At 69.2% G+C, this 26,886-nt stretch carries 22 protein-coding genes and 3 pseudogenes; 10 read left to right on the top strand and 15 right to left on the bottom strand.

Annotated features, from left to right (window positions below):
* Positions 1 to 445: 445 nt before the first annotated feature.
* The gene (locus ACIOHP_RS14490) at positions 446 to 1,138 is read right to left on the bottom strand and encodes a hypothetical protein (RefSeq protein ID WP_401887582.1); all 693 of its coding nucleotides are present in this window, start codon (positions 1,136 to 1,138) and stop codon (positions 446 to 448) included.
* Between the two features lie 30 nt (positions 1,139 to 1,168).
* Here ACIOHP_RS14490 and ACIOHP_RS14485 point away from each other — a divergent pair.
* The 3 genes and pseudogenes from ACIOHP_RS14485 to ACIOHP_RS14475 form a co-directional block, all read left to right on the top strand.
* Positions 1,169 to 1,357, top strand: a pseudogene (locus tag ACIOHP_RS14485) (transposase); the annotation flags it as partial.
* 153 nt (positions 1,358 to 1,510) lie between these two features.
* Positions 1,511 to 2,092, top strand: coding sequence for a YdeI family protein (locus tag ACIOHP_RS14480; protein ID WP_401887195.1), 582 nt, complete (start codon positions 1,511 to 1,513; stop codon positions 2,090 to 2,092).
* Between the two features lie 385 nt (positions 2,093 to 2,477).
* Positions 2,478 to 2,615: a transposase gene (locus tag ACIOHP_RS14475; RefSeq protein ID WP_401887193.1), complete on the top strand. Its 138-nt coding sequence runs from the start codon at positions 2,478 to 2,480 to the stop codon at positions 2,613 to 2,615.
* A 541-nt stretch (positions 2,616 to 3,156) separates the two neighbouring features.
* Here the strand turns inward: ACIOHP_RS14475 and ACIOHP_RS14470 are convergent.
* On the bottom strand, positions 3,157 to 3,459 hold the full coding sequence (locus ACIOHP_RS14470) for a hypothetical protein (RefSeq protein WP_401887190.1): 303 nt from the start codon (positions 3,457 to 3,459) through the stop codon (positions 3,157 to 3,159).
* A gap of 200 nt (positions 3,460 to 3,659) precedes the next feature.
* Positions 3,660 to 4,517, bottom strand: a complete 858-nt coding sequence (locus tag ACIOHP_RS14465; protein WP_401887187.1) for an NPP1 family protein — start codon at positions 4,515 to 4,517, stop codon at positions 3,660 to 3,662.
* A 327-nt stretch (positions 4,518 to 4,844) separates the two neighbouring features.
* Here ACIOHP_RS14465 and ACIOHP_RS14460 point away from each other — a divergent pair, with 327 nt between their 5' ends.
* Positions 4,845 to 8,636, top strand: coding sequence for a hypothetical protein (locus ACIOHP_RS14460; RefSeq protein WP_401887185.1), 3,792 nt, complete (start codon positions 4,845 to 4,847; stop codon positions 8,634 to 8,636).
* A 659-nt stretch (positions 8,637 to 9,295) separates the two neighbouring features.
* On the top strand, positions 9,296 to 10,189 hold the full coding sequence (locus ACIOHP_RS14455; protein WP_401887182.1) for a phosphorothioated DNA-binding restriction endonuclease: 894 nt from the start codon (positions 9,296 to 9,298) through the stop codon (positions 10,187 to 10,189).
* A 125-nt stretch (positions 10,190 to 10,314) separates the two neighbouring features.
* Here ACIOHP_RS14455 and ACIOHP_RS14450 read toward each other — a convergent pair whose 3' ends face one another.
* The 4 genes from ACIOHP_RS14450 to ACIOHP_RS14435 form a co-directional block, all read right to left on the bottom strand.
* Positions 10,315 to 10,437, bottom strand: coding sequence for a ribosomal protein bL36 (locus ACIOHP_RS14450; protein ID WP_401887180.1), 123 nt, complete (start codon positions 10,435 to 10,437; stop codon positions 10,315 to 10,317).
* 40 nt (positions 10,438 to 10,477) lie between these two features.
* On the bottom strand, positions 10,478 to 10,642 hold the full coding sequence (gene rpmG / locus ACIOHP_RS14445) for a 50S ribosomal protein L33 (RefSeq protein ID WP_401887178.1): 165 nt from the start codon (positions 10,640 to 10,642) through the stop codon (positions 10,478 to 10,480).
* Positions 10,643 to 11,054: 412 nt separating this feature from the next.
* Positions 11,055 to 12,956 (bottom strand): molecular chaperone HtpG, encoded by a 1,902-nt coding sequence (htpG, locus tag ACIOHP_RS14440; RefSeq protein ID WP_401887174.1) that lies wholly within the window; start codon positions 12,954 to 12,956, stop codon positions 11,055 to 11,057.
* Positions 12,957 to 13,060: 104 nt separating this feature from the next.
* Positions 13,061 to 13,813, bottom strand: coding sequence for a DUF4097 family beta strand repeat-containing protein (locus ACIOHP_RS14435; protein WP_401887172.1), 753 nt, complete (start codon positions 13,811 to 13,813; stop codon positions 13,061 to 13,063).
* A gap of 187 nt (positions 13,814 to 14,000) precedes the next feature.
* On the opposite strand from ACIOHP_RS14435, the gene ACIOHP_RS14430 reads away from it, so the two are divergent.
* The 3 genes from ACIOHP_RS14430 to ACIOHP_RS14420 all read left to right on the top strand — a co-directional run bounded on the left by ACIOHP_RS14430 (position 14,001) and on the right by ACIOHP_RS14420 (position 14,873).
* Entirely contained in the window at positions 14,001 to 14,099 is a 99-nt protein-coding gene (locus tag ACIOHP_RS14430) for a hypothetical protein (protein WP_401887169.1), read from the top strand.
* 110 nt (positions 14,100 to 14,209) lie between these two features.
* Positions 14,210 to 14,662, top strand: a complete 453-nt coding sequence (locus tag ACIOHP_RS14425; protein ID WP_401887167.1) for a hypothetical protein — start codon at positions 14,210 to 14,212, stop codon at positions 14,660 to 14,662.
* Between the two features lie 7 nt (positions 14,663 to 14,669).
* A complete protein-coding gene (locus ACIOHP_RS14420; protein WP_401887164.1) occupies positions 14,670 to 14,873 on the top strand; it encodes an ATP-binding protein in 204 nt (67 codons plus the stop codon).
* Here the strand turns inward: ACIOHP_RS14420 and ACIOHP_RS14415 are convergent.
* Positions 14,870 to 15,412, bottom strand: coding sequence for a DUF6882 domain-containing protein (locus tag ACIOHP_RS14415; protein ID WP_401887162.1), 543 nt, complete (start codon positions 15,410 to 15,412; stop codon positions 14,870 to 14,872). The genes ACIOHP_RS14420 and ACIOHP_RS14415 overlap by 4 nt on opposite strands.
* Positions 15,413 to 15,550: 138 nt before the next feature.
* Positions 15,551 to 15,934, bottom strand: a pseudogene (locus ACIOHP_RS14410) (transposase); the annotation flags it as partial.
* Positions 15,935 to 16,105: 171 nt separating this feature from the next.
* Here ACIOHP_RS14410 and ACIOHP_RS14405 point away from each other — a divergent pair.
* On the top strand, positions 16,106 to 16,246 hold the full coding sequence (locus ACIOHP_RS14405; protein WP_369243597.1) for a hypothetical protein: 141 nt from the start codon (positions 16,106 to 16,108) through the stop codon (positions 16,244 to 16,246).
* The gene (locus tag ACIOHP_RS14400; protein ID WP_401887159.1) at positions 16,215 to 18,407 is read left to right on the top strand and encodes a recombinase family protein; all 2,193 of its coding nucleotides are present in this window, start codon (positions 16,215 to 16,217) and stop codon (positions 18,405 to 18,407) included. The genes ACIOHP_RS14405 and ACIOHP_RS14400 overlap by 32 nt, the downstream gene beginning before the upstream one ends.
* 20 nt (positions 18,408 to 18,427) lie before the next feature.
* Here ACIOHP_RS14400 and ACIOHP_RS14395 read toward each other — a convergent pair.
* The 6 genes and pseudogenes from ACIOHP_RS14395 to ACIOHP_RS14370 all read right to left on the bottom strand — a co-directional run.
* Positions 18,428 to 19,495, bottom strand: a pseudogene (locus ACIOHP_RS14395) (transposase); the annotation flags it as partial.
* Positions 19,496 to 19,732: 237 nt separating this feature from the next.
* A complete protein-coding gene (locus ACIOHP_RS14390; RefSeq protein WP_401887156.1) occupies positions 19,733 to 20,572 on the bottom strand; it encodes an alpha/beta fold hydrolase in 840 nt (279 codons plus the stop codon).
* Between the two features lie 687 nt (positions 20,573 to 21,259).
* Positions 21,260 to 22,405 carry a serine hydrolase domain-containing protein gene (locus ACIOHP_RS14385; protein WP_401887153.1) on the bottom strand — a complete coding sequence of 382 codons (1,146 nt, stop codon included), beginning with the start codon at positions 22,403 to 22,405 and terminating at the stop codon, positions 21,260 to 21,262.
* Between the two features lie 46 nt (positions 22,406 to 22,451).
* On the bottom strand, positions 22,452 to 22,925 hold the full coding sequence (locus ACIOHP_RS14380) for a Dps family protein (protein ID WP_401887150.1): 474 nt from the start codon (positions 22,923 to 22,925) through the stop codon (positions 22,452 to 22,454).
* 34 nt (positions 22,926 to 22,959) lie between these two features.
* The gene (locus ACIOHP_RS14375; RefSeq protein ID WP_401887147.1) at positions 22,960 to 23,793 is read right to left on the bottom strand and encodes an alpha/beta fold hydrolase; all 834 of its coding nucleotides are present in this window, start codon (positions 23,791 to 23,793) and stop codon (positions 22,960 to 22,962) included.
* Positions 23,794 to 23,922: 129 nt separating this feature from the next.
* A complete protein-coding gene (locus tag ACIOHP_RS14370) occupies positions 23,923 to 26,673 on the bottom strand; it encodes an AAA family ATPase (RefSeq protein WP_401887144.1) in 2,751 nt (916 codons plus the stop codon).
* Between the last annotated feature and the right edge of the window lie 213 nt (positions 26,674 to 26,886).

The following is a 26,886-nucleotide window of genomic DNA, read 5'->3' as shown; positions in this document are numbered from 1 at the left end:
GATGGAAGAGGACCGGTCCGAAGCGAGAGCCAGTACCGCACTGTTCCTTGCCCTCCGGACAGCAATTCCGTAGGAGATGAGTCGATTTGCCAGCGGCGTCGCGCTCGTCGGGCGATCAGCCAGGTTGCCTGGAAATAGCCAACTGTTCGTTGGGTGCGGTCTCTCGACCAAGGGTCGAGGTTCCCTGCCGGCGTGCGCGACGACCAGTTGGGCGACAGCGGGCGGCATGAGTACCGGATGCGTACCTAGGGCGATATACGTGCCGCGGGGCCACTCTTCGACGTGCTCCCGGGTCAGTTGGACAATCCGGCTGACAGGATCTTCGTAGGGGAGAACGAGCGCTTCGCCAGCACGAACGTCCGGAAAAAGTTCTGCGTCTTGGACGCAACGCCCGGCGTCACGGCATGCCCGCACCGTGACGCCCCGACTGCACACTGCGGACGGGCTACGTCATCAACTCGATGTGCGGATGCTCGGGCTCCGCCGGGCAGACGAACAGGTGCTGCCGGTAGCCGCTGCCTATCTGGACACCGGTCGCGTTGTAACCGCGGTGGCCGGGGTACGGTCCAGCACCTGGGTGGGGGTGCGGAGACCAGCTGTTGCCGCCGTCATCCCCTTCCTCGAACGTGGCAATGGTCATCAGGACCTCCATGCGTATGCCGCACTCGGAGCAGGCCTGCGAGCTGGGGTCGGTGGAGTTCCAAGCGGGCCAGCCGCCGACCTTCCAGCCGGGTGCGTTGGACAGCACACAGTCGTAGTACGTGTCCGGGTCCATGTCTTCCTCTGCTGCCTGCGGCACACTCCACTGCTTGAGCTGCTCCCGCAGTTCTTCGCTCAGCTCCAGATGGTCGGGGTACTCGCTGATCTGCTCCGGTTCGAGCCCGCACGGTTCCGGCAGATAGCCGTCGAACTGCACTGCGGGCGGCCCGGGGGGCATGTCGAGAATGTCGGTGACGGCGGCTGCCGAACGCCAGAAGAGCAGGGTCCTGGGCATGATCGGATGATCGAAGGGGCACCACAGCACCTGCAGCAGGTCCTTGCCCTCCGGCGGGCTCAGATCGGGCACATCCCTTACGTACAGCTGCGCGACGGGCAGCATCGCTATGGAGCCGTCGTACGCCTGGACCGCCAGCCTCACCGGATAGGCCTGAGGGGGTCGGATCCGCTCGATGTGGTCGGCATCTTCCCCGACCGCACCGCCCTGATCCGCCTGGTCGGCTCGGTGCTGGCCGAGCAGAACGACGAATGGACCGAAGCCCGCCGATACATGGGACTCGACCTGCTGGCCAAGGCCCGCCTCCACCCGATCGAGCCAGAAACCGACGAGACAGCCCTGCCCACCGAACTGACCGCATAGCCTCAAAACGTGATCACCGAGTGGCCGTCAATACACCACTTCGGCGGACGTGACCTCGGTCAGGTCGCCCGAGTAGGCCGCTTGAGCAGGTCACCTGAGCGGTGCGCTCGAGTAGGTCAGCAACTGCCCTATAGGGCCTCTAGTCTGCGGTTTATGCAGAAATACGAGGACGGCGTCGAGATCCTTGTCCCCGCGAGCCCGGCCGAACTTGAGGCCTGGCTCGACGCGCATCACAGGCAACGGACCGCGCTCTGGGTGAAGATCGCCAAGAAGCACACCGGCATCCCGTCGCTCACCTGGGAAGAGATGGTCGACACGGTGCTCTGCTTCGGCTGGATCGACGGCCTGCGGCGCGGCTTTGACGACACGCACTTCCTGCAGCGCACGACACCCCGCCGCCCCCGCTCCGCCTGGTCGCAGGTGAACGTCGACAAGGCCGAGGCCCTGATAGCGGCAGGCCGGATGCGCCCCCGCGGCCTCGCCGAGATCGAGGCGGCGCGGGCGGACGGCCGCTGGGAGATGGCTTACGCCTCGCAGAAGAATGCCACCGCACCGCCGGATCTCGTCGAGGCGCTTGACGCGAACCCGACCGCACGGGCGTTCTACGAGACGCTCAGCAAGTCCGACCAGTTCGCCCTGTATCTCCGCCTGGTCACCGCCCGCACCGAGAAGACCCGGCTGGCCCGCCTGGAGCGGATGGTGGCGACGATGGCGAGGTCCGAGCGGCCATCATGATCAAACGCCCGACAAACGCGCAGATCAAGGACATCAAGGCCCGCGGAGGCTTTACGCGCGGTCGTCACGAGGGAACCCCGGCGGCGGCGAGATGACTTCCGGGGCGGCGAGTGTGGTTCCGCCCCGGAGGCTGGTGCGGCAGCGTCACTTCCGGCCGGTTGAATGATCAGAGCCGGCCGTACCGCTCACACTTGATGGGGTACGCGTTGTGATCGTCAATACAGACGATGACATACGTGGCGCCCCCGGGCACATCCGCAGGGATTCCGGTCTTGAGCGGATACGTAGTGCTGCACTTTGAACCGTTCCGGGTTCTGGTATGCCCCGGTTCTGATGGAGTCGGGTTGCTGGACAATGGCCCGTCCAGCAGCCTTCGGAGGCTCTGATGCCCCGCAGCTATCCGCCCGAGTTCCGCCGCAAGGTCCTCGATCTCGTCGCATCCGGAAGGAAGGTCGCCGAGGTCGCAAGGCTCTTCGGCATCAGCGACCAGACGATCTGCCTGGAGCCGCCAACACCTCATTGATACGGGGCAGTTGCCCGGAACGAACAGCAGCGACCTGTCCGAGCTCGCTGCGGCCCGCAAGCGCATCGCCGAGCCGAGGCCGAGTTGGCCATCCACCGCCGCGCAGCCGAGCTGCTGGGTGAGGTGACGTCCCCCCAAAGGCGGTTCGAAGCCATCCGCGTGATGGCTGGTGAGCAGCTGCCGGTGCAGCTGGCCTGCCGGGTGGTGCACGTCGCTGAATCCGGTACTACGCCTGGCACAACCGTCCGCCCTCGAACCGCCTGGTCAAGCACGCCTGACCTCGATCGCGGAAAGCGCGTTCGCCTTGCTGCCTCGCCCGCGCCACCGCTGAGATGGGCGCGCCCGGCCTCATTGCACAGGCATCTGCTGCGGTCGGCCCACTTCGACGCCGCGGAGACATGGCCCGTCGGCTTACGCGCCGCCGTGACCTCGCGTGTCGGCGCGTGCTGTGGTGTTCCGGGGGTATGCGGGGTGGGCACTGCTCGGCGCTTCGGACATGAGGTGGTTCCATGGATGCTGCTGCCCAAAATGAGCCGGCCGGTCAGCTTCTGGAGGGTGTGCGAGTGAAGAGGGCTTTGAGCAGGCCCGGCGGCTGGCGGGCGAGGTGGGTGCGGCAGTCGGGACAGCGCCGGCCGTCCTCGGGCGGGGCGTACGGGTAGCTCAGGGCGGGTGAGCCGGTGATGGGCCGGCCGCATCGCTCGCAGGGGGCGGGCGGCGGCTCGGGAGGAGTGGCCGCGGCGGTCGCGTCCCACTTCTCGCATTCCTGCACCGGCCATGGCACCTGCTGCCGGCGCTCTCGTTCCCCTTCCTCGTCACGCCGGCGGCGCTGTTCCTGGTCGCGCAAGTGCCAGGCGTCCTGATCGTCGGGGTTGGCCAGGGCGGTGGTGAGGGTTTCCCACTGGCGGCGTCCGCAGCGCCATCACACCGCCTCCAACGGCCCCTACTCCTGCAGGCGCGACAGGGTGGTGAGCAGGGCGTGGGGAAGCCCCCGGCGGGACAGGGGGGTGTTGCCCTCGCCGGGGGCCGCTGTGGGAGCCGGGTGGGTTAGCTCCAGGCGTTGAAGCTGATGCCGGACGGCTTGGACTTGTTCAGGGTGTTGCGGAAGTGGTCGTCCTTGTCCTGGAGCGGGAAGTTGGCCTTGTCCCAGCCGGAGCCCTCCAGAGCGTTCCAGGCCTTGCGGTTCTGGTTCCACAGGGCGTCGTAGGGGACCAGCGCCGGACGGTCCCAGCCTCCGTCGCTGTGCGCCTCGGCCCGCTCGCCCACCTTGGCGAAGCGGAAGGAGTGCGTACCGAGGTACGTGGCTATGGTGCTGTTGTCCTTGTGGTAGACGACCTTGAAGCGCTTGCCCACCCGCTCCACGTCGTTGAACCGCTTGGTGGAGTAGTTGCCGTGGGCAGAGACGGACACGTAGCTGGGCCACTGGTCCCCGCCGTGGTACCAGACCACGGCGGCCTCGAAGTCGTGCCGGTGCCCGGTGATTGCGGAGCCCCCGGAGCCCTGGTCCTTCTCGAAGTACAGGGTGTAGACGACGCCGCACCAGCCGCTGCCCTTGTCGCACTTGGCCCGGGAGTAGGTGTTGGCGTGGGTGAGGTGGTTGCTCTTGCAGCCGCCGCCGACGGATCCGGAGGGGTTGAGACCGCCGTTGAGTCTGCCGCTCGCGTCGACGGCGGGCGCGGGGTAGCAGCCGTCCGCGTCGTAGTCGAAGAGCGGCTGGAACATCTCCTGCATCGTGGAACCCGCGCCCATGTAGGGGAGGGGCGTCAGATTGGCGGCGTTCGCGCTGCCGGTCAGGCCGGCGGACAGCGCGGCGACGCTGCCCGCGACGACCGCTGCCTTGCCCAGGCGGGACGTCCTCTTGGTCTTGCCCGTGGTCTTGAACTTGGTCCTGAGTGCCAGGGACATGAGGGTCTCCTCCAGTAGCTCGGTGTGCCGGGAATCCGGCGTGGCGAGATCGAGACTGGAGAGTGGAGAAGTTGTACGGCAGTGCTTCTGATCAGGGAAAACAATTCCTCGCGTTGATTTGCGGGGCTGTTCGCCCGGGCGTCACGCCCTGCCCCGGACGCGTTGCCTGCCGTTCACCTCGCGTTTTTACGGTCGTGGGGCGGCGGTCGACCTGCGCAACCTATTCCTGGAACCGGAACGTTGATTGCCGCATCTCCTTTGTCAGGACAATCAAAATTTCATGATCAGTGGTGATTTGGTTCGTCAGCTGTACGGAGGTACGTGCGCATGGGTCGTCCCGAAAGACCCCTGGACCCCGCGTCCGGTCCCATAGCCCGGCTCGCCCATGAGCTCCGCGAGGCGCGCAAGGCCGCAGGCACCCCCTCGTACCGGCGTATGGCCGAAGCTGCCGGATTCTCCGCGACAACGCTGTCACTGGCCGCGTCCGGCGAACGGCTGCCGTCGCTCGCCGTCGTCCAGGGGTACGTCAAGGCCTGCGGCGGCGACCCCCTGGAGTGGGAACCCCGCTGGAAGGAGGCGGAAGCAGAGGCCGCCGAGGCGATGCGCGAGCGAGCGGACACCGAACCGCCGTACCGGGGACTCGCCCGCTTCGAGCCCGCCGACCGGCACCTCTTCTTCGGCCGGGAACGGATGGTCGAACAGCTGCGCCAGCTGGTGCGCGACCACCGGTTCGCGGTGCTGTTCGGGCCGTCCGGCAGCGGCAAGTCCTCACTGCTGCGGGCCGGGCTCATCCCCGCCCTGCGCGACGAGATCACCCGCCACGGCAGCCCGGCAGTACTACGGGTGCTCACCCCGGGCCCACGGCCCGCGCAGACGTACGGCCATCTGCTGGCACCCGCCGAGGACGAGCCGGAGAGCTGGGTCGTGGTCGACCAGTTCGAGGAAGCTTTCACCCTGTGCCGGGACCGCGAGGAGCGAGCCCGCTTCATCGACCTGCTGCTCGCCGCCCGGGACCCAGCCAGTCGGCTACGGGTGCTGGTCACCGTGCGGGCCGATTTCTACGCCCGATGCTCTGAGCACCGGGGCCTGGCCGACGCGCTGTGCGGTGCCGGGCTGCTGCTCGGGCCGATGACGGCCGACGAACTGCGCGAGGCGGTGACCAGGCCGGCGCAAGCCACCGGACTGCTGGTGGAGCGGGAGCTGACCACGAGGATCATCGAGGAGATCGTCGACCAGCCCGGCGGACTGCCGATGCTCTCACACGCACTGCTGGAGACCTGGCGGCGGCGCAAGGGCCGGGTGCTCACCCTGGGCACGTACCAGGCGGCCGGCGGGGTGCGCGGCGCGATCGCGGCAACAGCGGAGGAGGTGTACGAGCAGCTGACCGAGGCTCAGGCGGGCACCGCCCGGCGACTGCTGCTGCGGCTGGTCGAGCCGGGCCAGAAAACCCCCGACACTCGGCGCCCGCTGACCCGCGCCGACTTGACGGACTGGGCCGACCCGGAGGTGCCGCGGGTGGTCGACCGGCTGGCCCGCGCCCGCCTGCTCACCACCGACGAGGACGGTGTCCAGCTCGCCCACGAGGCCCTGATCACCTGCTGGCCACGCTTGTCCGGCTGGCTGGAGCAGGACCGCGAACGGCTGCGCCACCACCGCCGCCTGACCGAGGCCGCCCGCGCCTGGCTGGAGCACGACCGTGACCCCGGTGGGCTGTACCGGGGCAGCAGGCTGGCGCGGGCCGAGGAGCTGTTCGGGGACGACGACGGCACCCTCACCGTGTCGGAGCGGTCGTTCCTCGTCGCCGCGCTGGAGGCCCGCGAGGCGGAGCGGCGGGCCGCCGCGCGGGCGGCCCGCAGGTCCCGGATGCTGGTCACCGCCCTGTCCGCCGTCCTGGCGGTGGCCCTGGTGGTGGGCCTGGCCGCGTGGAGCCAGCACCGTGACAACGAGCGGCAACGCATCGACACCGCCGCCCGCCGCATCGCCGCCGTCGCCGACTCGTTGCGCACCACCGACCCGCGCGCCGCGATGTTGCTGGGCGTCGCCGCCTGGCGGGTCTCCCCTCTCCCCGAGTCCCGACGGGCCCTGGTCGGTGCCCTCGCCCAGCCCGAACGGGACACCTTCTCCGACCCCTCCCCCGGCGACAGCGCCCACCGTTTCCTCGCCGCCTCCGGCCGCGTCCTGCTGAGCATCGAGGGCCGCACATGGCGGACGTACGACGTGGCCACGCATCGCCGCACCGGCTCAGGCCGACTGCCGGCCGGCGGCGATCAGGTGGTCGGGTCCTCCCCCGACGCGAAGGTGATCGCGCTGTCCGGCGAGAACGGCGTCAGGCTGTGGGACACGGCGACGGGACGCTGGACCGGTGGTGGGCCGTGGCCGGCGTCCTCCGACGTCGTCGTCGGGAACCACGCCTACCTCGTGACCGGCACCGAGGACGAACGGGCGCGCGTGCGCTCCCGCACCGACGGAACGCCTCTGTTCGAGGGCCCGGAGGCCAGCAGCGCGGACATGGCCCCCGACGCCCGCACGGTCGCCGTCTGCCCCACAGGCGGCCAGGGCGCCACGCCCCTGGTGTCCGTCGCGGCCGGCGACCACGCCCCGTCCGTCGAGGGGCGCGCGCCCCAGGTGTGGGACGTCGCCGGCCACCGAGAGCTGCCTGGCGAGTGGACGCAGGACAAGGACGTCTGCGCCGACAACGACTCCACCCTGGTCATGGGCGGCGGACAGCGGATGGCCGCCCTCTCCCCGGCCGGAATCCGCGTCTGGGACACCGGCTCGGGGCGGCTGCTGGCCGACCTGAGCGCCCCGAACGCCACGTACTGCGCATTCAGCGGGGACGGGAAGTTCCTGGCGGCGGCCGACAGCACGGAGATCAAGGTGTGGCGGCTGTCATCACCCGACGCCCCGGTCTTCCGGCACTCCCTCAACAACCAGTACCTGTACCCCGGCCTCGCCTGGGACCCCCAGCACCCGGTCCTGCGCTATCTGGAGGCCGGTACGGTCCACTCCCTGGACGTGTCGGCGGCGACGACGTCGGCCTGGCACAACGACGGCCTGTCGGGCGTGCGGCTCGCACCGGACGGCCGCACTCTCGCCACCGCCGAACTCACCGACACCGGCTACCGCTTCCGCTTGCACGACACCCGGGGCGGCCAGCCGGCACGAACCCTGCCGTCGCCGCCGATCCCCGTCGCCGACGCGGGCACGGACCCGGTCGTCCCCGCCGACACCGCGGCGCTGACGGCGTTCAGCCCGGACGGCGGACTGTTCGCGTACGGCATCTCGGCATCAGGCCGGGAAGCGACCCCGCAACGGATCACGATCTGGGACGTACGCCACAACAAGGTCCGGGACACCCTGGACCTGGCCACCGCCGACTCGACGCCAGTGATCGACGTCTCCCTCAGCTCCGGCGGCGGCACCCTGTACGCCGTGCGCACGCCCACGGTGGGTGAACTCACCGACGAAGTGTGGGACACGGCGAGCCACCGCCGCCGCTCCGTGGTGAACGGCCTGGACAGCGGCCACATCGGCGTCCGCCCCGACGGCGGCCTGCTGGTCGGCGACAACCGCGTCGCCCGTCTCCCGAAGGGGACGGTGGCCGGGAAAGACCTCGTCCAGGGCGACCAGATCGGCGCCATCGCCTTCAGCGGGGACGGCACACGGCTCGCGGTGGGCGACGGAACCGGCCGGGTCGCACTGTGGGACGGAGAGCTGCAGCGCAGGGCCGGGGTACTGCGCAACGTCTTCCCCGCCCGGCTCGGCGACACCCCGGAGGGCGTCGGCGCACTCGCGTTGAGCCCCGACGGCCGCACGCTCGCCGTGGGCGGCAGCTCGGGAACGCTCCAGCTGTGGGACGTCGCCACCCAGCAGCCGCTCGGCGGGCCGCTGCCGACTGCGGGCGAGGAGATCGTCTCGGTGGCGTTCAGCGCGGACAGCAGCACGGTGTACGCGGCCGGGACCCATGTGCCGCTCCAGCGGTACCTCGTCGATCCGGAGCAGGTGGCCGAGCAGGTGTGCGCCAGGGTGGGCGGCAGGTGGCTGACGCGGGCGCAGTGGCGGACGTATGTGCCGGATGCTCCGTACCGCGACGTGTGCGGGGACCGAGGGGACTCCTGAACTGGTTGATTGCCATGATCAGCTCACCTGCCGGTCAAGGACCGCCGAATGGATACCGGCGGACACCTCACGCATCTAGACCCCGCGCATTTCGTGTGCCGCTGGTACTGCGGTGTCGCGAGCGCCTCGCGCATCGTGGACCGCGAGTCGAAGCTGATCCGCACGAACCGACAAGCTCGCGATCGCCTACCAGCCCGCGCTCCACCTCACGGGCATCCTCCTCTGGACCCGACGCTGACCAAAGAGACAGAACCTAGCCATGTCAGGGAGCGGGAGGGCGGAGGGGACGACGTTGTTGGGTCCCGTGGAAAGATCTATTGCTGCGCTGCTGGGTGAGAACCGCGCCGGCAAGAGCAGAAGCGGGCGGCGGCTCAGAGGGAGTTGCCGCGGCGATCGCGGCCAGCCGCTCGCGTTCCTGCGCCAGCCATTGGGCCTGCTCCGTGCGCTCTCGTTCCAGTCGCTCGTCACGCTGGCGGCGCTGTTCCTTGTCCCGCTGATGCCAGGCGTCCTGATCGTCGGGGTTGGCGAGGGCGTCTATGAGCCTTTCCCGCTGGCGATGACCGCAGCGCCACCACACCTCGCAGGGTACGGTCCTACGCTCCGGCCGTTGTGGGGCAAGGCCATGGGCCGCACCCGGAACGTCGCTACGATCACCGGTCATGGACTGGCTCGAGCGGATTGCGCAGTTGCGGCAATGGAGCAAGGGTGGCGCGCGGGCACCGCACAAGCCGCTGCTCCTTCTCTACGCACTGGGCCGGTTCCAGGAGGACGCCGACGACGAGCTGCACTACGGCGCAGTGGAGGAGGACCTGGCGCGACTACTGGCCGAGTACGGGCCGCCCCACAGGACGACCCCCGCCTACCCGTTCCACCACCTCGTCAGCGACGGGGTATGGGAAGTGCGGACCGGCCGAGGGCCGGGCAGCCCGGGCAGCGGTGTGCGGGATCTGCGGGAGACCGACGCGGCGGGCAGACTCGCGCCCGAGCTGCGGGCGGCACTGCGGCGCGAACCGTCGCTGCTCGCCCGTATCGCCCGGGTGCTTCTCGATCTGCATTTCCCGCCCTCCCTCCACGGCGACCTGTGCGAGGCCGTCGGGCTCACACTGGAACCGGCGGAGACCGCCCGGCCCTCAGACAAACGTCGGCAGCGCAGTCGGCGGATGCGCGATCTGGTGCTGACCGCCTACGAGTACCGGTGCGCTTTTTGCGGCTACGACGGCAGGATCGGCGCGGTCCCGGTCGGGCTGGAGGCGGCGCACGTCCGCTGGTGGGCTTTCAACGGTCCGGACGAGGTCGACAACGGGCTGTGCCTGTGCTCGTTGCACCACAAACTCTTCGACAAGGGTGTGCTCGGGGTCGGCGACGGCCAACGCATCCTGGTCTCGCAGCGCTTCGTCGGTCACAGTCCCGCTGCCCGGGAACACGTCATAGCGCTCGCGGGGCGTCCGCTCCTCGGCCCGCAGCCGGGCACCCACCCGGTCGCGGACGCCCACCGCGTCTGGCACACCAGTCAGGTCTTCCACGGCACACCTCGCCCCGCCGGCACCGCGTGACGCATCCGCCCGGGGCGCCCACGGGCCAAGTGCCGCCCCTGTCCCCTGTCCCCTGCCATCGGCAGAAGGGAACAGCCGGTATCGCGGTTGCGGTACCGGGCGGATCGAGGTCGTGGCTCAGGCCGTCAGCCCTGGCGGGACTTGAAGCGCGGGTCCTTCTTGTTGAGCACGAAGGTGACGCCCCGTCGGCGTACCACCTGGGCGCCGGGCTTGGCTTTCAACGAGCGCAGAGACTTGCGGACCTTCACCGGGTCTCCTTGCGCTCCGAGTGGAGGGTGGAGTGGGGTGTCAGCGTTCCTCTCGGAACAAGACGTGCGTGCCGACCTGCAAGTCGTACTTGCGCAGGGCCATGCGCTCGGGATCGTTGAGGCGGTTCTTGCGGGTCACGTAGGCGACTCCGGTACCGGCCGTCGACTTCAGCCGGACGACGGGCCGTGTGGTGGTGCGTGCCATGAGGTGCTCCTCCCGCCACCACCTGAGCTGCTTGCCCCAGACCTGTCAGGCCATTTCTTCGACAGCGTCGACCGGTTTCGCATTCCCGACGCTCACCGCTCTCGGCGAAGAATCATGGGCGTGAAGGACGGTCGCCTGCGCGGCGAAAGGCTTTGCGGGGCTTCAGCCGGATGAGCGTCCCCGCAGGCGATGGATGAGGCCCGGGGACACCGCGCCCTTCACTCCCACGTCGGCTTCAACACACCCGCCCCGGCCGGCATCCCCGACGCTGAGCCCTCAGGCCACCGCCCCGAATGACACCCGGCGCGGCACACCAGGCATGTGGAGGAGCCCCATTGGCTCCTCCACAACGGTGGCCCGGCCTCCGGCGGCCGGGGATACAACCTCCGTGCCGCGTCGACGACCTCCCGGCTCAGCGGAGCGTGCGTTCCAGCCGTTCCGCCACCAACTTCACGAACCGCGCGGGCTCCTTGGGCTGTCCGCCTTCAGCGAGGACGGCAAGTCCGTGCAGGAGCTGGGCGGTCTCGGCGAGCTCGGCCCGGTCCTCCTGCTCCGCGTAGGCCTGCCGCAGGCCACGGACGAGCGCGTGAGCGGGGTTGAGTTCGAGAATCCGCTTGGTGACCGGCACCTCCTGGCCCATCGCCCGGTACATGTTCTCCAGCGCCGGAGTGAGGTCATGGGCGTCGGAGACGACGCATGCCGGTGACACGGTCAGGCGGGTCGACAGCCGGACGTCCTTGACCTCCTCCCCCAGTTGCTCCTTCATCCACTCCAGCAGACCGGCGTAGCCCTCGTCCTGCTCATCCCCTGCGCTGTCTTCCTGCTCGCCGCCCTGGACGTCGAGGTCGATCTCGCCCTTGGCGACGGATCGCAGTTGCTTGCCCTCGAACTCGCCCACGGCGTCGACCCACACCTCGTCGACGGGGTCGGTCAGCAGCAGGACCTCGACGCCTCGGGCCTTGAACACCTCCATGTGCGGGGAGTTCTCGATGCTCTGCCGGGACTCACCGGTCAGGTAGTAGATGTGCTCCTGGCCGTCCTTCATCCGCTCCACATACTGCTGGAGCGTCGTCGGCTCATCTGCCTCATGGGTGCTGACGAAGGACGCGACCGCGAGGATGGCGTCGCGGTTGTCCGGGTCACCGAGCAGTCCCTCCTTCAGCACGGCGCCGAACTCACGCCAGAACGTGGCGTACTTCTCGGGGTCTCGGGCCTTCATCTCCTTGACCGACGACAGGACCTTCTTGGTCAGCCGTCGCTGGATCATCCTGATATGGCGGTCTTGCTGGAGGATCTCCCGGGAGACGTTGAGCGACAGGTCCTGCGCATCGACGACGCCCTTGACAAAGCGCAGGTACGGCGGCAGCAGCGCCTCGCAGTCGTCCATGATCAGCACGCGTCGGACGTAAAGCTGGAGACCGCGCCGGAAGTCCCGGGTGAACAGGTCGTGCGGGGCGTGGGCCGGGAGGAACAGCAGCGACTGGTACTCGAAGGTGCCCTCGGCCTGGAGCCGGATCGTCTCCAGAGGGTCGCGCCAGTCGTGGCTGACGTGCTTGTACAACTCGTGGTACTCGTCCGCCGAGACCTCCTCGCGAGAGCGTGCCCACAGGGCCTTACGCGAGTTCAGCGTCTCCGGCTCGGCGGTCTCCGCGTCATCGCCGGTCTGGGGGACGAGGCGGATCGGCCAGGTGATGAAGTCCGAGTACCGCTTGACGATCTCCCTGATTTTCCAGGTGGAGGTGTAGTCGTGCAGCTGGTTCTCGGCGTCGGCGGGCTTGAGATGGAGGGTCACGGATGTGCCCTGGGGTGCTTCCTCGACCTTCTCGAGCGAGTAGGTACCCTCGCCGCGGGACGACCAGCGCGTGCCGCTGCTCTCGCCGAGGCGCCTGGTCACCAAAGTCATCTCGTCAGCCACCATGAATCCGGCGTAGAACCCGATGCCGAACCTGCCGATCAGCCCCTCCGCGCCGGCCTCGTCCTGGGCGTCCTCCAGTTCCTTGAGGAGGGCGGCCGTGCCGGAGTTGGCAATGGTGCCGATCAATGTGCCGACCTCGTCGTACGACATCCCGATGCCGTTGTCCCGCACGGTGAGCGTACGGGCCTTCGGGTCCACATCGATCTGGACGTGCAGGTCGGACAGGTCCACGTCGAGACCGTCGTCGCGCAGGGCGGCCAGGCGCAGCTTGTCGAGAGCGTCCGAGGCATTGGAGACGAGCTCCCGCAAGAAGACGTCCTTGTTCGAGTAGACCGAATGGATCATCAGCTGGAGGAGCTGACGGGCCTCTACCTGAAACTCAAACGTTTCGGTGGACATGGTTCGCGTGTCCCTCACAGGTTCCTGAGTCGCGGAAAACGGTCGACAGTCACTTTAAAACACCACGTCAGGGCGTTTCACGTAAACTGACAGCTCGTCACACCTCAGTCCCGGTGAGCCGTGACGTCACCATTGACCGTGGTCAGGGTCATCAGGCGTTTTCGGTCGGCATCCTGAGCGTGGGCATCGGTCGTGGTGCGCCCGTTGTCGGTGCTCATGGTGACGCGGTAGGCCGGGGCATCGTGGGGGACGGTGACATCGACCGAGCCGTTGACGGTCCTCGCGGTCACATTCGCGGGCGCAGCAGCGCACTGCATCACGACATCGCCGTTGACGGTGCTCGCGTGCAGCCGGCCGGCCTCGATCGATGCCGCGCGCACCGATCCGTTGCGGGTGGACAGCCGCAACGGAGCGTGCTCCTGGCCGGAGTGGGTCACCGTCACATCGCCGTTGACGGTCGTGACGTCCAGCGCGGCGGCGACGTCCACCACGTCGACACCGGCATTACGGGCGGTGACAGTGACCTTCGCATCATCGGGGATCTCGACGTACGGCATCCGTGGACAGCCATGGTCGTCGTGGTCGGCGCAGTCCAGGTCCAGGGTCCAGCGGTCGCCGTGGTGGGACCAGTGCCCGTCGACCCGGTCGTCCACGCTGATGTGGTCGCCGCTGGCCGGGCGCAGCCGCAGTCCGTTGTCGGTACGGATCAGCACTTCGCCCCCGGACGCCGCCGCACGCAGTGCGTTGTCGGCTCGGGACGCGTCAGTGCCACCGCCGCCGCAGGAGCCCGCGAACGGCAGCGCCAGCAGCAGCAACAACGTCGGAGGCACGAGGTGCCGTGGGGGCATCACTTTCATGCCCCTACGGTTTCCCCGCATCGACGCGGCCATGGCGGCGTGCACAGTGCCGGCTGGACGGACAGGCAGAACCGTCGCTTCACCGCTGGGTCTGGATTCCCGTAGGCACTGTCCGGGCAGGGGTCACTGCGGTCGTCCTTGCGGCCCCCGGCGGAGGTCGAGGATCGTGCTGCGGTGCGCGGAAGGCATGACGAATAGGCAGGTGGCGGCCGAACTCGGGGTGCGCAAGCAGTCGGTGAGCCGCTGGGGGCCCGGTTCGTCGAGCGGCGGCTGGAGGGCTGAGTGATGAGCCGCGGCCCGGCCGGCCGGCCTCGATCCTGCTCGACCAGGTCGAGGATGTTGTCGTGGCGACGCTGGAATCGACCCCGCGTAAGGACACCTTGGTCGCGGGCTTCCATGGCCGAGCGCACCGGGCTGTCGAAGTCGACGATCGGGCGGATCTGGAAGAAGTTCGACCTCAAGCCGCACCTGCAGGATGCCTTCAGGCTTGGTCTCGACATGACCCACGGGCGGGGCGGACTCGAGACCGGCTGCGTGATGCACAGCAATCGCGGCAGTGAATACACATCGACCCAGTTCCGGTACCGGATAGAACAGTTGGGGCTGCGGCAAAGCTGCGGACGTACCGGATCGTGCTTCGACAACGCTGCCGCGGAAAGCTTCTGGGCTCTGCTCAATGAGGAGATCGACACCCATACCTGGCCCGACCGGGCCACCCCTCGCGCCGAGGTCTTCTCCTTCATCGAGACCTTCTACAACCGCCGCCGCCGCCTGCGCAAGCACCGGACCTTCGGCTACCTCACCCCAGCGGAGACCAGGCAACGGCATCAGCACGCCCTCGCGGCATAACGATCACGTGTCCGAGATCATGGGGAAACTTCAATCCCTGATCATCACCAGTAACCAGGCACCCAGCGACTGGTATCCCCTGCTCCCGAACCCCGTCGTCGCCGAATCGCTCCTGGACCGGCTGATCAACACCAGCCACCAGGTCATCATGAACGGCGACCTCGAAGGACACCTGACTGCAGGAGGCTTCCGCTCGGCTCTCCAGCGCTAGTCGATATTGATGTTGAAGTTGGAGACGCTGCCGTCAGCGGCGGTCAGAGTGACCGGACCGAACGTGATGATCACGGCGGAGTTGCCTCCCGGGCCCCGGTAATAGCCGGTCGCCTCGGTGACCCGAACAGCCAAGGCCACAAGCGTCGCAGCGGCCTTCTCATCGGCCTCGATCTTCGGCTGGGCGAGAGCGGGATGCCCGTTGTCTTCTGCCCAGTCCCGGAAGTTGCGGGCGTCACGGGTCATGTCGGGGAGGATGCTCTTGTTGGCCCAGGCCCACAGCCACGAGCCCGAGCCGGGGCTGAAACTGCCGAGGATCTGCGCGGGTGCTGTCGCCGTCTTGTCAGGGAAGGTCCAGGTGATGATGCCGGCCGTCTGATCCAGATCCCAGCGATCCGCTGAACCCAGCCCCCAGGACATGTGGGCACGACCCAACTGTTCGATCATGTCTTCGCCCTGCAGCAGCAGGAGGCTCAAGTCGGCTCGCTCCCCGGCCTGACCAGCACTCTCCGCCTCCTTGGCCCGCTTGAACATTCCCATGTCGCAGAGTCTGCCAGAGGCCACTGACCAGCCGACGATGACCCCTCACACCTGACACCTCGCCACCGACGGGGTGGGGAATTACGTGACCCTCCACACGGGGTGTGTCAATTCAACGGCCCTGTCTCAGCTTGGCGTTTATCCTCGCTGAGCTCGGTGCTCCTGGATCGATTCGGCGCGTTTGGCTGTCTGGGCGACGTCGTGGTGCCTGGCCTGGTGCTTGTTCTTCAAGCCGGCAGGCCGTCCCGGCCCTGGCCGGGGCGGTTTCGGTGCGGCTGCCGGGCGGGCCGTGGTCATGCGGACGTTGCGAAACCCGCGCCGCACCCGGGCTGGGGTGAGGCGGCGGGGTTCAGTGCGGCGTTCCCAGGGGCGGCGCAGGTCCTCGGCGAGGGGGCGGGCGAGACGGAGCTGGGTGTGGGCGGCGATGACGAGCCAGGTCCACAGGTCGGCGGTGTCCACGTGGCGGATCTTCGGTGCGGTCCAGCCGAGGGTCTGCTGCATCAACCGAAAGGTGTGCTCAAGGAGCGAGCCGCAGTGCACACATAGACGACTCTGGATCGGGGAATGTGCCGGTCATAGGCATTGACGGCCTGCTCCAAGCTGCTGCGGTGGTGCAGCAGTTGCGGGAGCGACAGGCCGAGGGCGAGGGGGGTGGGTCGCGGTGTCCGAGGACGTCGCCGCTGAGCTCCCCAGATGCCGTGGGAGACGGTTCCCGAGCTGAGCCGTCAGCAGGTGGTGCGGCTGCTGGCCGAGCTGGCGGCTCGCATGGTGATCGCGGCGGGACGGGACGGGGGTGAGTTCCGTGACGGCGACGGCTCCGTGGGAACGGCTTGACGGCAAGATCCAGCCTTGGCATCTGGACCGGCTTGCGGTCGTCTATGTCCGTCAGTCGACCCCGCAACAGGTCCTCGACCACGCGGAGTCGACCCGGCTGCAGTACGGACTCACGCAACGGGCCGTCGATCTGGGCTGGCCGGCCTCCAGGGTCTTGGTGATCGACGAGGACTTGGGGCAGTCGGCGTCCGGCCTGGTGGACCGGCCCGGCTTCCAACGGCTGGTTTCCGAGGTTGGTCTCGACCACGTCGGCCTGGTCCTGGGCGTGGAGATGTCCCGGCTGGCCCGCAGTGGCCGCGAATGGCACCAACTGCTGGAACTATGTGCGCTGGCCGGTGCCCTGCTCGCCGACCCGGACGGCGTCTATGACCCGGCCGAGCACAACGACCGTATGCTGCTCGGTCTCAAGGGCACGATCAGCGAGGCCGAACTCCATCTGATCAAGCAGCGGATGTGGAACGGACGGATCGGCAAGGCCCGCCGCGGCGAGTTGGCCGTGCCGCTGCCGGTGGGCTATCTGAGGCTCGACGACGGCCAGGTCGTCAAGGACCCCGACGAGCAGGTGCAGGCCGTGGTCCGTCTGGTCTTCGACCTGTTCGACGAACTTGGCCTGATCAACGGGGTGTTGAGGTTTCTGGTCGACCACGGCATTCAGATGGGCATCCGGGCCCGCGAAGGGCCGGAGAAGGGCCGACTGGTGTGGCGGCGCCCCAGCCGGATCATGATCCAGAACATGCTCCGGCACCCGGCCTATGCCGGAATCTATGTCTATGGCCGCAGCCGCACCGATCCCCGTCGGCGCATCCCGGGGCGTCCCTGCACCGGCCGCGTCCGTAAACCGCGCGAGGACTGGCTGGTGTACTTGCCCGGGACGCTGCCCGCGTATATCGGCACCGAGCAGCATGAACGCAACCTGGCCCGGATCGAGGCGAACCGGTCGCGGGCGCTGAGTCTGGGCGCTCTGCGGGACGGTCCGGCCCTGCTGGTCGGACTCGTCCACTGCGGCCGGTGCGACACTCGGATGACCGTGCACTACCAGCGTGGCGCGGGCGGCAAGCTGTGGCCGAAGTACGAGTGCAGCCGCGCCAAAGCCGACTACGGCGGCGTCTTGTGCCAGCAGCTGTCCGGAGCCTGCCTCGACCGGTATGTCACCGCCCTGCTGCTGACCGCCCTCGCCCCGGCCGCTCTCGAAGTCTCCCTGGCCGCGGCCGAGCACGCCCAGCAGCGGCGCCACGAGGTGGACCGGATCTGGCTCCAGCGTCTGGAGCGGGCCGACTTCGCCGTCGACCGGGCCCGCCGCCAATATCAGCTGTCTGAACCGGAAAACCGCTTGGTCGTGCGCGAGTTGGAGCGCGCCTGGGAAGCCGCGCTGGCCGATCGGCAGCACCTGGGCGAGGAGTACGACCGCTTCCTCGCCGCCCGCCCGCGCGTCCTCACGGCCACCGAACGCGAGCAGATCCGGGCCCTGGCCGGCGACCTGCCGGCCGTGTGGCAGGCGCCCACCACGACGGACACCGACCGCAAACAGCTGATGCGGCACCTGATCGAGAAGATCCGCGTGAGCGTCATCGACGACAGCGAACGCGTCACCGTCCAGATCACCTGGGTCGGCGGCCACCGCACCGACGGCGAGACCATCCGCCCCGTCGGCCGCCTGGACCAGCTCAGCTACTTCCCCCAACTCGCCGCCCGCGCACGGGAACTGGCCGCCGCCGGACAAACCGCCCCCGCCATCGCGGAGATCCTCAACGCCGAGGGCTTCCGACCGCCCAAACGCCGCGACCACTTCGGCACTCAAGGCGTCCGCCAGCTCCTGCGCGAACTGGGCTGCATCAGCCCGCAGGAACAGAGCCTGCGCCGAAACGCCTCACCCCTCGGCCCCGACGAATGGTGGCCCAGCGACCTCGCCCGCGAGATCGGCATGCCCCGCGTCACCCTGTTCGGCTGGATCAAGAACGGCTGGGTCACCGCCCACCAGCAAGATGACCGGCGCCGGTCCTGGGTGATTCACGCCGATCGTGCCGAAGCCGAACGGCTCCGCCGCCTGCACGAACTGCCCCGCGGACACGGAGCACGCCAACCCTGGCTGTACCACCAGCGGATGACGATAATCCAGAACGAGACAGGAGCCCACGGCGATGACGACAAACCGCAGCTATGACAGCACTGCGGCTTGCTCATCTCCAGGTCGAAACGGCGCAGGAACGACTGCCACCAGTGGTCGATGTCCGCAGGTGTGGCACTGTCTGCCGAGGACCACAGCCAGACGGGTTTCGGGTCGCGGTCGCCCGGCAGGTGCTCGACCTTCAGGCGGATCAACGTGCCGTGGAGGATGGGTAGTTCCTCGTGGGCGTGCTCCAGCCAGGGGCCGCGGTGGGTGAGTCTGGGGTGCATCCGGTCCCAGGAGGTTGCCTCGGCGGTGCCGTAGCGGGTGGTTGCGGTGGAGGTGGTGAGGTCGGGGGTGTGCCAGGTGTCGGGCTTGGCGAGGGTGAGGACGCTGCCGTGGCGGCGCGGCCGCCCGCTGCGGGGCCCGGAGCAGGCGGGGCCGGCGTCACGGAGCATGACGCGGTCCGAGCGCAGACGTCCGACCAGCACCACTGGGAGATCGGCCAAGATGTGGGAAAGGTAGGCGGTGTCGTAACCGGAGTCCATGACGATCAGGATTTCGGGATCGCCCGGCTGCCAGTGCCCGGCCGTGACCAACCGGACCACCACGTCCCGGAGTTGGCGGGCGGTGACCTGGGGGGCGTCGTCCGCCCGGCCCAGGCGGACCGCGTCCAGGAGAGCGACACAGGAGGTGCGGCCCGTTTCCAGGGCGGCGACGAAAGAGTACGGCCAGCTCGACACGAACTGGTCACTGCGGCGGTCCCCGCGTCCGTAGACGTGGCAGAACAGCCGCTCGTCGCTGGTCGGCGCGTCGGGCCGCAGCCAGTGCGACACATCCACCGCGAGCACGATCCGCCCGTCGGCCGCCCTGGGCACCGGCAGGCCGGCGAGCACGCGGCGCAGCCGAGCCGGCTCCAGCCAGCCCCGGTCCAGCGCGGCGTACAGGGCTCCGTGCCCGCGTCGGTGTTCGGCCGCCAAAGACAGCTCGACCAGCGTCTTCACCGGCCCGTCCGCACACAGCACCGCGTCGGTGAGCTCGAAGAGCGCATCCGCCCGTTTGTAGAGACAATCGTAGAAATCGACCCGAAAGCGGGACAACGGACCCAACGCCTCGCTTCCGGGCACATCGACAGGCAGGCTCATGCGCAGCGGCCGTTCTCTCGCACTTCGTTACTCGACATCTCGAAGCGTGGAGAACGGCCGCCCCGGCTGTCCCCGGAAGAACCGCAGGTCAGCAGGACGAGTGACCCTCGATGTTAAACGCCAAGCTCAGCCACCAAGACTGGAACCCCCAGCGGTGGGGCAGGTCCACTGTCACCCGAACCTGCCTCAGACCCGATGTGCGGCGATGTCCGACGAGCGACAGGGCGGAGCCCTCGGTCATCGGACCGTGCGGGCCGCCTGCTCAACGATGCGGGTGACGGCCTCGGGGCGGGACACGGATACCGCGTGTGACGCGTCGATGGTCGTCGTGCGGGCGTTGGCGCGGGCTGACATGAACCGCTGGGCAGCCACTGGGATGTTGCGGTCCTCCGTGGTCACCAGCGACCAGGAGGGGATCGTCTTCCAGGCGGCCTGGGTGGACTTCTCCTCCAGAGCGGCGGCAGCGATCGGACGCTGGCCCGCAGCCATGAGCCTGGCCTTGTCTTTCGGCACGTCTGCGGCGAACTGACTGCGAAACTTCTCCGGCTTGATGTACACATCCGCGCCCTGATCACCGTCGGGCAGGACGTAGTTGACGGACTCGACGGCTTGGCCGAGGGTGCTGCCGGGGAACTTGTCCGTCAGTCCGATCGAGCTTTCGCCCTCGTCCGGCAGGAACGCCGCGATGTAGACCAGTGCCTTCACTTTGTCCTCGAGGCCCGCGGCGGCCTGGCTGATGACGGTGCCGCCGTAGGAGTGACCGACCAAGACCACGGGCCCGTCAATGTGGTCGAGGACGCTGCGCAGGTAAGCGGCATCGCTCGCCGGACCACGCAGCGGGTTGGCGGCGGACACCACCGGGTAGCCCGCACGCTGCAGCCGGGCGACGACACCGTCCCAGCTCGCGGCGTCGGCGAACGCTCCGTGTTCCAGCACGATCGTCGGACGTACGGGGTGGTGCGGCGTAGCGTCGGCTGCAGCGGGCAGGGTGACGGCGGCGACGGACAGTCCGACGGCCGCGGTGACACCGAGCAGCGCGGATCTGCTGCCCGGACGGACGAGGCGGGTGTTGCGCATGGGTGAAATCCCTCTGTTCGATAAATGGTGCTCGGCGGACCGAAAGTCGATGCAGCTGGGTACGTCGAGAAACGGGGCCCGGGTTGCTTCGCCGGTACCTGGTTGACGTGCTCCGTCTGCGCCACGTGAGCAGCGCGGATCGGAACGCTGGTGGGCAGCAGCCGACAGCGGCATGGAGAGCGGCTGCCGGGCTGCGGCCCGAGGGTGATCCTGAGGCTTCGGCCTCGCCCGTCCACCGGGCGAGGAGCGCCGTCGTCCTGTCCTACGAGGGGGCGACCGGACCGGTTCGGCCGCCGGCGGACTGATCGTTCGCGGCCATGGATGGCGGTGCGACGTGCCGCGGACAGCGGCTTCCCGACGTGATCGAGCCTATGGCCGAGGTGGTGCCGTAGCCCTCACTCTTCGTGACGATTGCTGCGTCGCACCGTGGGTGCGGAAGCGGCAACCCGGATGAGGGAGCGAGCTCCTCTCCAGCCGGATGACGGCCGCTCACTCGCGTTCCTGGGCAATGCTTTCCCGGAACATGGTCCATGTGCGGCGCCAGATCGTGAGTGCTGCGAGTGCGACGGTGTCGAGATACAGAGCCGTTTCTCGGAGCGTGTGGCGACGGCGCGAAAGTTCTTGAGACGGTTGACGGCACGTTCGACGGTGTGCCACAGGTCTGCGCGCGGAGCCTACGGCTACACCTCAGCCGGTACGCTCCAGGATTTCGTAGACATGCCTGAGGTAGATGTGCGTGCGCTCCGAGCCGAGGATCCCGTCGCCCACCCGGTTCATCGTGTACGAGAACGTGACGCGCCGGTCGAGGTCCATCATGACGATCGAACCGCCCCGACCGACCCAGAAGCAGATTCTCCCGGTGGGCATGTGCGGCATCGTCCTCGGATCGGCGAGTGCGTAGCCCATGCCCCAGCGGACGGGAACGCCCAGGAACAGGTCGACTCCGTCGGCCTGTACGTCGAACACCTTGTCCACCGTCTCCTCGGACAGAAGCCGGCGGCCGTTGACCTGGCCGCGCCGCGAGATGACGGAGAGCGCTCGGGCCAGGCCACGTGCATTGCCGTGTCCGTTGACGGCTCCGAGTTCGGCGGAGCGCCACTGCGGGGTGTCGACGTGCTCGTCACGTGCGGGGCTTCCGAGCAGCGTCCTGGTGAAGATCCCCTCGGGATCAAGACCCGCGGGTATACCGACTGGCTGCGAGGGGGCCACCAGGTCGGCGATACGCGGCCAGTCGGCTCGTCGCGCGCCGATCTGGACATCGGCTTGCGTCGGTTCGGCGATCTCGGTGGCGACGAACTCCGTCAGGGTACGACCACTGGCCCGCCGGACAAGTTCTCCCACCAGTTGCCCTTGGGTCTGCACGTGGTAGCCCGAAGCGGAGCCCGGCTCCCACCAGGGTGCCTGCGCGGCCAGCCGGGCACTCGCGGTAGGCCGATCGTAGAGATCCTCCATACAGACGGGCTGCTCCCAGCCCGAGAGTCCCGAGGTGTGCGCCAGGACGTGACGCACCTCGATGTGCTCCTTTCCCTGGGCGGCGAACTCGGGCCAGTAGTGCGCGACCGGGCGGTGCAGATCCAGCGCGCCCCGGTCGACGAGCATGAGAGCCGCGAGATTGGTGAGGGTTTTCGTGGTCGACCACATACTCACCAACGTGTCCCGCTGCCACGGAACGGTCCGCGCTTCGTCCGCGTGGCCACCCCACAGATCGACTTCCATGACCCCGTCCACATCGACGGCGATCGACGCCCCCAACTCCTCGCCGGCTTCGAGGTGCGCCCCCAGCACCGCTCGTACCGGTTCGAATCGGTCTGTGTTCGTTCCCTCGACACCCATGCTGTTCTCCACTTCGGACGACAACTGTGAGGCTCTGGCCCCCTGATCAGACCCGGTTCTCGGCCTGGAACATCCAGCTCTGCTTCTCGAGATCGGCCGTCAGTCCGACGAGGAGATCCTCGGTGACGACATCCACCGGGCCCATCGCGACGATGCGCTCACGCAGCCTTTCGGTCACGGCAGAGAGCGCGTACACCAAGGCCTCAACGGCGTCACTGTCTTTGGTCCAGCCCGGCGGAAAGGCGGGCACGCCACTGGCTCCCGCAACGGTCCCGGCCCGTCCGTCGGGACTGACTCCCAGGGCGGCCGCGCGCTCGGCCACCATGTCGGCGTGGTTCCGGGCGACGGTGGCGGCCTCGTCGAGCTGGACGTGAACCGAACGGAAGCGCGGGCCGTACACGTTCCAGTGGGCCTGCTTGGCTACCAGGGACAGGTCGAGAAGGTCGGCCAGGGTCGCCTGCAGCGCTGCACCCGCGGTCTCGCGGTCGCGCTCGGGCAGAGGGTTGTTGACAACCGGCACAGGGGTGCGGTCCTTTCGTGACAGGCGTCGGTTCTCAGGCGGCGAGGAAGTCGAGCAGGGCGGCGTTGACCTCGGCCGCGTGGGTGAGCAGCAGCCCGTGCGGGGCGCCGTCGATCTCGACGTACCGCGCGTCGGGCAGGTGGCGGCGGAACTCGCGGGCCGTGGCGTCGATCGGCAGGATGCGGTCGGCGGTCCCGTGCAGGATCAGCGAAGGCACGTCGATGCGCTCCACGTCGGCCCGGAAGTCCGTCAGCCACGCCGGGACGCACGCGTACGCCGCTGTGGGCGCCGAGTCGATGGCGGTGGCCCAGTTCGCCCGCAGCGCGGCCTCGCTGAGCCGCGACCCGAGCGTCTCGTCGGTGTTGAAGAAGTCAACGAAGAAGCTTTCGTACCAGGCGTAGCGGTCGGCCTCCGCCTGCTCCGCGATGCCGTCGAAGACGCTTTGCGGCACACCGGTGGGGTTGTCCGGCGTCTGCAACAGGAACGGCTGGAGCGAACCGAGGAACGCCGCCTTCGCCACCCGCTCCGAGCCGTGGACGCCGAGGTAGCGGGCGACCTCGCCCGAGCCCATCGAGAACCCGACGAGCACCACGTCACGCAGGTCCAGCTGCGTCAGTACGGTGTCCAGGTCGGCGGCGAAGGTGTCGTAGTCGTAGCCCGTCATGGTCTTGCTCGACCGGCCGAAGCCACGGCGGTCGTAGGTGATGACGCGGTAGCCGGCCTTGACCAGCGCATCGGTCTGCTTCTCCCACGACTGCCCGTCCAGCGGGTAACCGTGGATCAGGACGACCGGCTGCCCCGACCCGTGGTCCTCGTAGTAGAGATCGATGCCGGTCGAGCCCTCGGTGCCGACGGTGATGGTTCCCATGGTGTGCCTTCCCGCCCGTCCGCCGTGTGCGCACCGGGCATGGCACAAACCTAGGAATCAAGCAGGTCGGACCGCGTCCGTCGGACTACGGCTTCGACGTACGTCATGGTGCTGCGTCGTCCGCGTACGTCACGACGCTGCGCTTTCGGCGTACGTCGTCGTGCCGCCGAGCACCGCGGCGAGTTCGCCGCGGGACGTGACCCCCAGTTTCGGGAACATCCGCTGGAGATGGGTGCTCACCGTCCGGGGCGAGACATACAACCGCTCGCCGATCTCCCGGTTCGTCAGACCCTGCGCGGCGAGCTGGGCGACATGCAGCTCGGTCGAGGTCAGCCGATCGATCGCGGCGGGATCCTGGCGCGGGGACGACGCGCCCGCGGCGCGCAGCTCCTGCCGTGCCCGCTCCGCCCATGCCGACGCGCCGAGGGCGTCGAAGATCTCGCGTGCGGCCTGCAGGGCGACGCGGGACTCCGCGGGCCGCCGGTGACGCCGCAGCCACTCGCCCAGGGCGAGGCGCGCCCGCGCCCCCTCGAACGGCCAGTCCGTGGGGACGGCGTCGAGGGCCGCCCTGTACAGCGGCTCGGCGGCATCCTGCGGGCTCAGCAGGGCCCGGCCCAGCCGCAACCCGCAGAGCAGGGCGGGCGAAGACGTCGATTCCCCGAGCGGGGTCAGCTCCCGCACGATGTCGCGTGCCACCCCCGCGGATTCGCTGCGCACCGCCGCCTCGACCAGCTCCGCGACCGCGTAGAAGCGCAGCCAGGAGTGGAAGGCGGGGTCGGCCGGGTCGAAGACGCGGTGCAGATGGGCAAACGCGTCGCCGTAGCGGCCCTGGCAGAGTGCCGCCTGCCCGCGGGCCATCTGCATGATGGCCAGCACCGGGCGCCCTCCGCTGGGAAGGGCCTCGCGTTCGGCTTCCGCCGCCCATGCCTCTGCCGCCGGGTCGCCGCTGACGGCGGCCAGCTGCGCCCGGATGGCATTCACCATCGCGTGCACAAGAGGCTGACCGGTCTCGCGGGCAAGCGACGCGGCCTCCTCCGCGGCGAGGGAACCAGTGCGCACGTCACCCAGCCGTGCGGCGCTCCCCGCCTGGACGCAGAGCGCGCGGGCCAGCATCGACAGCCTGCCCTGCGCTCGCAGGGCGTCCAGCGACCTCGCCGTCAACCGGCTCGCCAGGGCGGGAGCACCCACCGTGACGGCGGCGGCACCGAGGAGCTGGTCCCCCTCCGCGTTCTCCGACGAGCGCTCCAGCTGACCCGCCAGGCCCTCCATGACCCCTTCCCCACGCTCGACCGGCGCCGAGTACGCCCGCAGAGCGACCAGGTCGGCGTTGTCGGCAGGCACGGGCATCCGGTCGGCAGCGGCGGCGACCCGCTCGCGGGCGGCCGGGCCCGGCTCTGCCCAGAAGCACTGCAGGACCGCGCTCCACAGCATGCGCAGCCCCAGTGTCGACTCGCCGTCGGCGGCGATCTCGACCGCCAGCTCGGCCAGCTCGGCGGTCGCGGCGCCCTCGCCCCGCGTCCCCTCGGCCAGAGCGATGCTGACCCAGGCCGCGCGGCCTTGGTCCCGGACCGAAAGGTCCAGTGAGCGCGCCTGGGTCAGCAGATGCGTCGCGACGTCTCCTTGGCCCGACTCCAGTGCGAGCTCCGCCGCCCGGAGCAGCCGGTCCGCCCGCGCGGAGGGGTCCTTCGTCAGCTCCGCCGCCCGCCTCAGCGCGGCAAGAGCTGCGGCGACACCGCCTCGCCGCAGGGCTCTGCCGGCAGTGGAGTCCAGATCCCGTGCCACTCGTTCGTCGAGACCGGCGGTGGCGGCGGCACGGTGCCATGCCTGCCGATCGGGCTGCCCCTGGAGCGCCGCGGCCAGCGCGGCGTGCGCGGCCTGGAGTTCGACGGCGGTGGCGGCGTGGTGCATCGCCGAGCGGACGAGGGGGTGCCTGAAGGCCGGCCCCTGGGCCTCCACCAGGCCCGCGTCGATCGCTGCCTCGAAAGCACCGACGTCGACCGCCGTCCCGAGCATCCGGCTCGCCGCGGTGAGGCATTCGTCCATCGTCCCGTCACCGTTGAGGGCCGAGAGGAGCAGGACCGCACGGGTGTCGGCCGGCAGGCGGGAGACCCGTGCCGTGAACGTCCGCTCCAGCCGCGCGGTCAGCGGCAGCGGACCCGGATTGAGCGCGTACGCCCCGCCGACCGACTGCAGCGCTACCGGCAGCTCGGTCAGCGCCAGCGGGTTCCCGGCGGCCTCCTCCAACAGCCGCCGTCTGACCTGCTGTCCCAGCCCGGGGGCCACCGCGTCCAGCACCTCACCCGACACCTCGTCCGTCAGCGGGCCCAGGTGCAGCACAGGCAGGCCGGCACTGCTGAGGCGGTCGTCGAGGCGCCGGGTGACGGCGACCAGAACAAGGGGGTCGGATTCGACCCGCCGCGCCACGAACCCGAGCACATCGAGGCTGGCACGGTCCATCCAGTGGGCGTCCTCGACGACCACCAGCAGTGGCGCCTTCGCCGCCGCGTCCGTCAGCAGGGTCAGCGCGGCCAAGCCGACGAGGTACAGATCGGGTACGGCCTCGTCGACGAGCCCGACGGCCGCGAGCAGCGCGGTGCGCTGACGTCCCGGCAAATCGTCGATTCCGTCCCGCAGTTGGTGAACCAACTGGTGCAGGCCAGCGCAGGGTAGGTCTTCCTCCGACTGGACCCCCACAGCAGTGATCACACGGGTCCCGCCGCGTGCTGCCGCGCCCGCGGCCTCCGCGACCAGCGCCGACTTGCCGATCCCCGGCGCGCCGGTAATCACCGTCGCGCCGCCCGAACCAGCGGCCCCCTGCTCGACCAGCGCAGCCAGCGTGCGACGCTCCGAATCGCGACCCAGTAGCGCCCGCCGATGCATGCCGCACCCCCCGTTTCTCTGTACCTCCCCAGCACCCGACGGCTCCGCGTCCTCGCGGAACCAGGCGACCCGGCGGCATCTCCACTGGCGGGCGACATGGAAGCCTGACCTGGATGCCGTTCATGCAATGGTATGCATGCTGCCGAGCGGGAACGACCACTGTCCGACCGACGCCGGCGGGCTGCGCACGGGCGAAACGTGGGCGGGGTAGCC

It is taken from the genome of Streptomyces sp. NPDC087859 (genome assembly GCF_044742595.1).
In the GTDB taxonomy this organism is placed as follows: Bacteria; Actinomycetota; Actinomycetes; order Streptomycetales; family Streptomycetaceae; genus Streptomyces; species Streptomyces canus_F.
The sequence above is the reverse complement of the archived record's forward strand: the minus strand, read 5'-3'. Positions and strand labels throughout refer to the sequence as shown.

Excerpts from the sequence above, each read along its gene's own strand:
- ACIOHP_RS14430 (WP_401887169.1), top strand. The coding sequence starts at position 14,001 with ATGACGAATAGGCAGGTGGCGGCCGAACTCGGGGTGCGCAAGCAGTCG.
- ACIOHP_RS14405 (WP_369243597.1), top strand. The coding sequence starts at position 16,106 with ATGCCGTGGGAGACGGTTCCCGAGCTGAGCCGTCAGCAGGTGGTGCGG.
- ACIOHP_RS14465 (WP_401887187.1), bottom strand. The coding sequence starts at position 4,517 with ATGTCCCTGGCACTCAGGACCAAGTTCAAGACCACGGGCAAGACCAAG.
- ACIOHP_RS14455 (WP_401887182.1), top strand. The coding sequence starts at position 9,296 with ATGGACTGGCTCGAGCGGATTGCGCAGTTGCGGCAATGGAGCAAGGGT.
- ACIOHP_RS14390 (WP_401887156.1), bottom strand. The coding sequence starts at position 20,572 with ATGCGCAACACCCGCCTCGTCCGTCCGGGCAGCAGATCCGCGCTGCTC.
- ACIOHP_RS14415 (WP_401887162.1), bottom strand. The coding sequence starts at position 15,412 with ATGGGAATGTTCAAGCGGGCCAAGGAGGCGGAGAGTGCTGGTCAGGCC.
- ACIOHP_RS14385 (WP_401887153.1), bottom strand. The coding sequence starts at position 22,405 with ATGGGTGTCGAGGGAACGAACACAGACCGATTCGAACCGGTACGAGCG.
- ACIOHP_RS14460 (WP_401887185.1), top strand. The coding sequence starts at position 4,845 with ATGGGTCGTCCCGAAAGACCCCTGGACCCCGCGTCCGGTCCCATAGCC.
- ACIOHP_RS14425 (WP_401887167.1), top strand. The coding sequence starts at position 14,210 with ATGGCCGAGCGCACCGGGCTGTCGAAGTCGACGATCGGGCGGATCTGG.
- ACIOHP_RS14435 (WP_401887172.1), bottom strand. The coding sequence starts at position 13,813 with ATGAAAGTGATGCCCCCACGGCACCTCGTGCCTCCGACGTTGTTGCTG.
- htpG (WP_401887174.1), bottom strand. The coding sequence starts at position 12,956 with ATGTCCACCGAAACGTTTGAGTTTCAGGTAGAGGCCCGTCAGCTCCTC.
- ACIOHP_RS14480 (WP_401887195.1), top strand. The coding sequence starts at position 1,511 with ATGCAGAAATACGAGGACGGCGTCGAGATCCTTGTCCCCGCGAGCCCG.
- ACIOHP_RS14375 (WP_401887147.1), bottom strand. The coding sequence starts at position 23,793 with ATGGGAACCATCACCGTCGGCACCGAGGGCTCGACCGGCATCGATCTC.
- rpmG (WP_401887178.1), bottom strand. The coding sequence starts at position 10,642 with ATGGCACGCACCACCACACGGCCCGTCGTCCGGCTGAAGTCGACGGCC.
- ACIOHP_RS14370 (WP_401887144.1), bottom strand. The coding sequence starts at position 26,673 with ATGCATCGGCGGGCGCTACTGGGTCGCGATTCGGAGCGTCGCACGCTG.
- ACIOHP_RS14475 (WP_401887193.1), top strand. The coding sequence starts at position 2,478 with ATGCCCCGCAGCTATCCGCCCGAGTTCCGCCGCAAGGTCCTCGATCTC.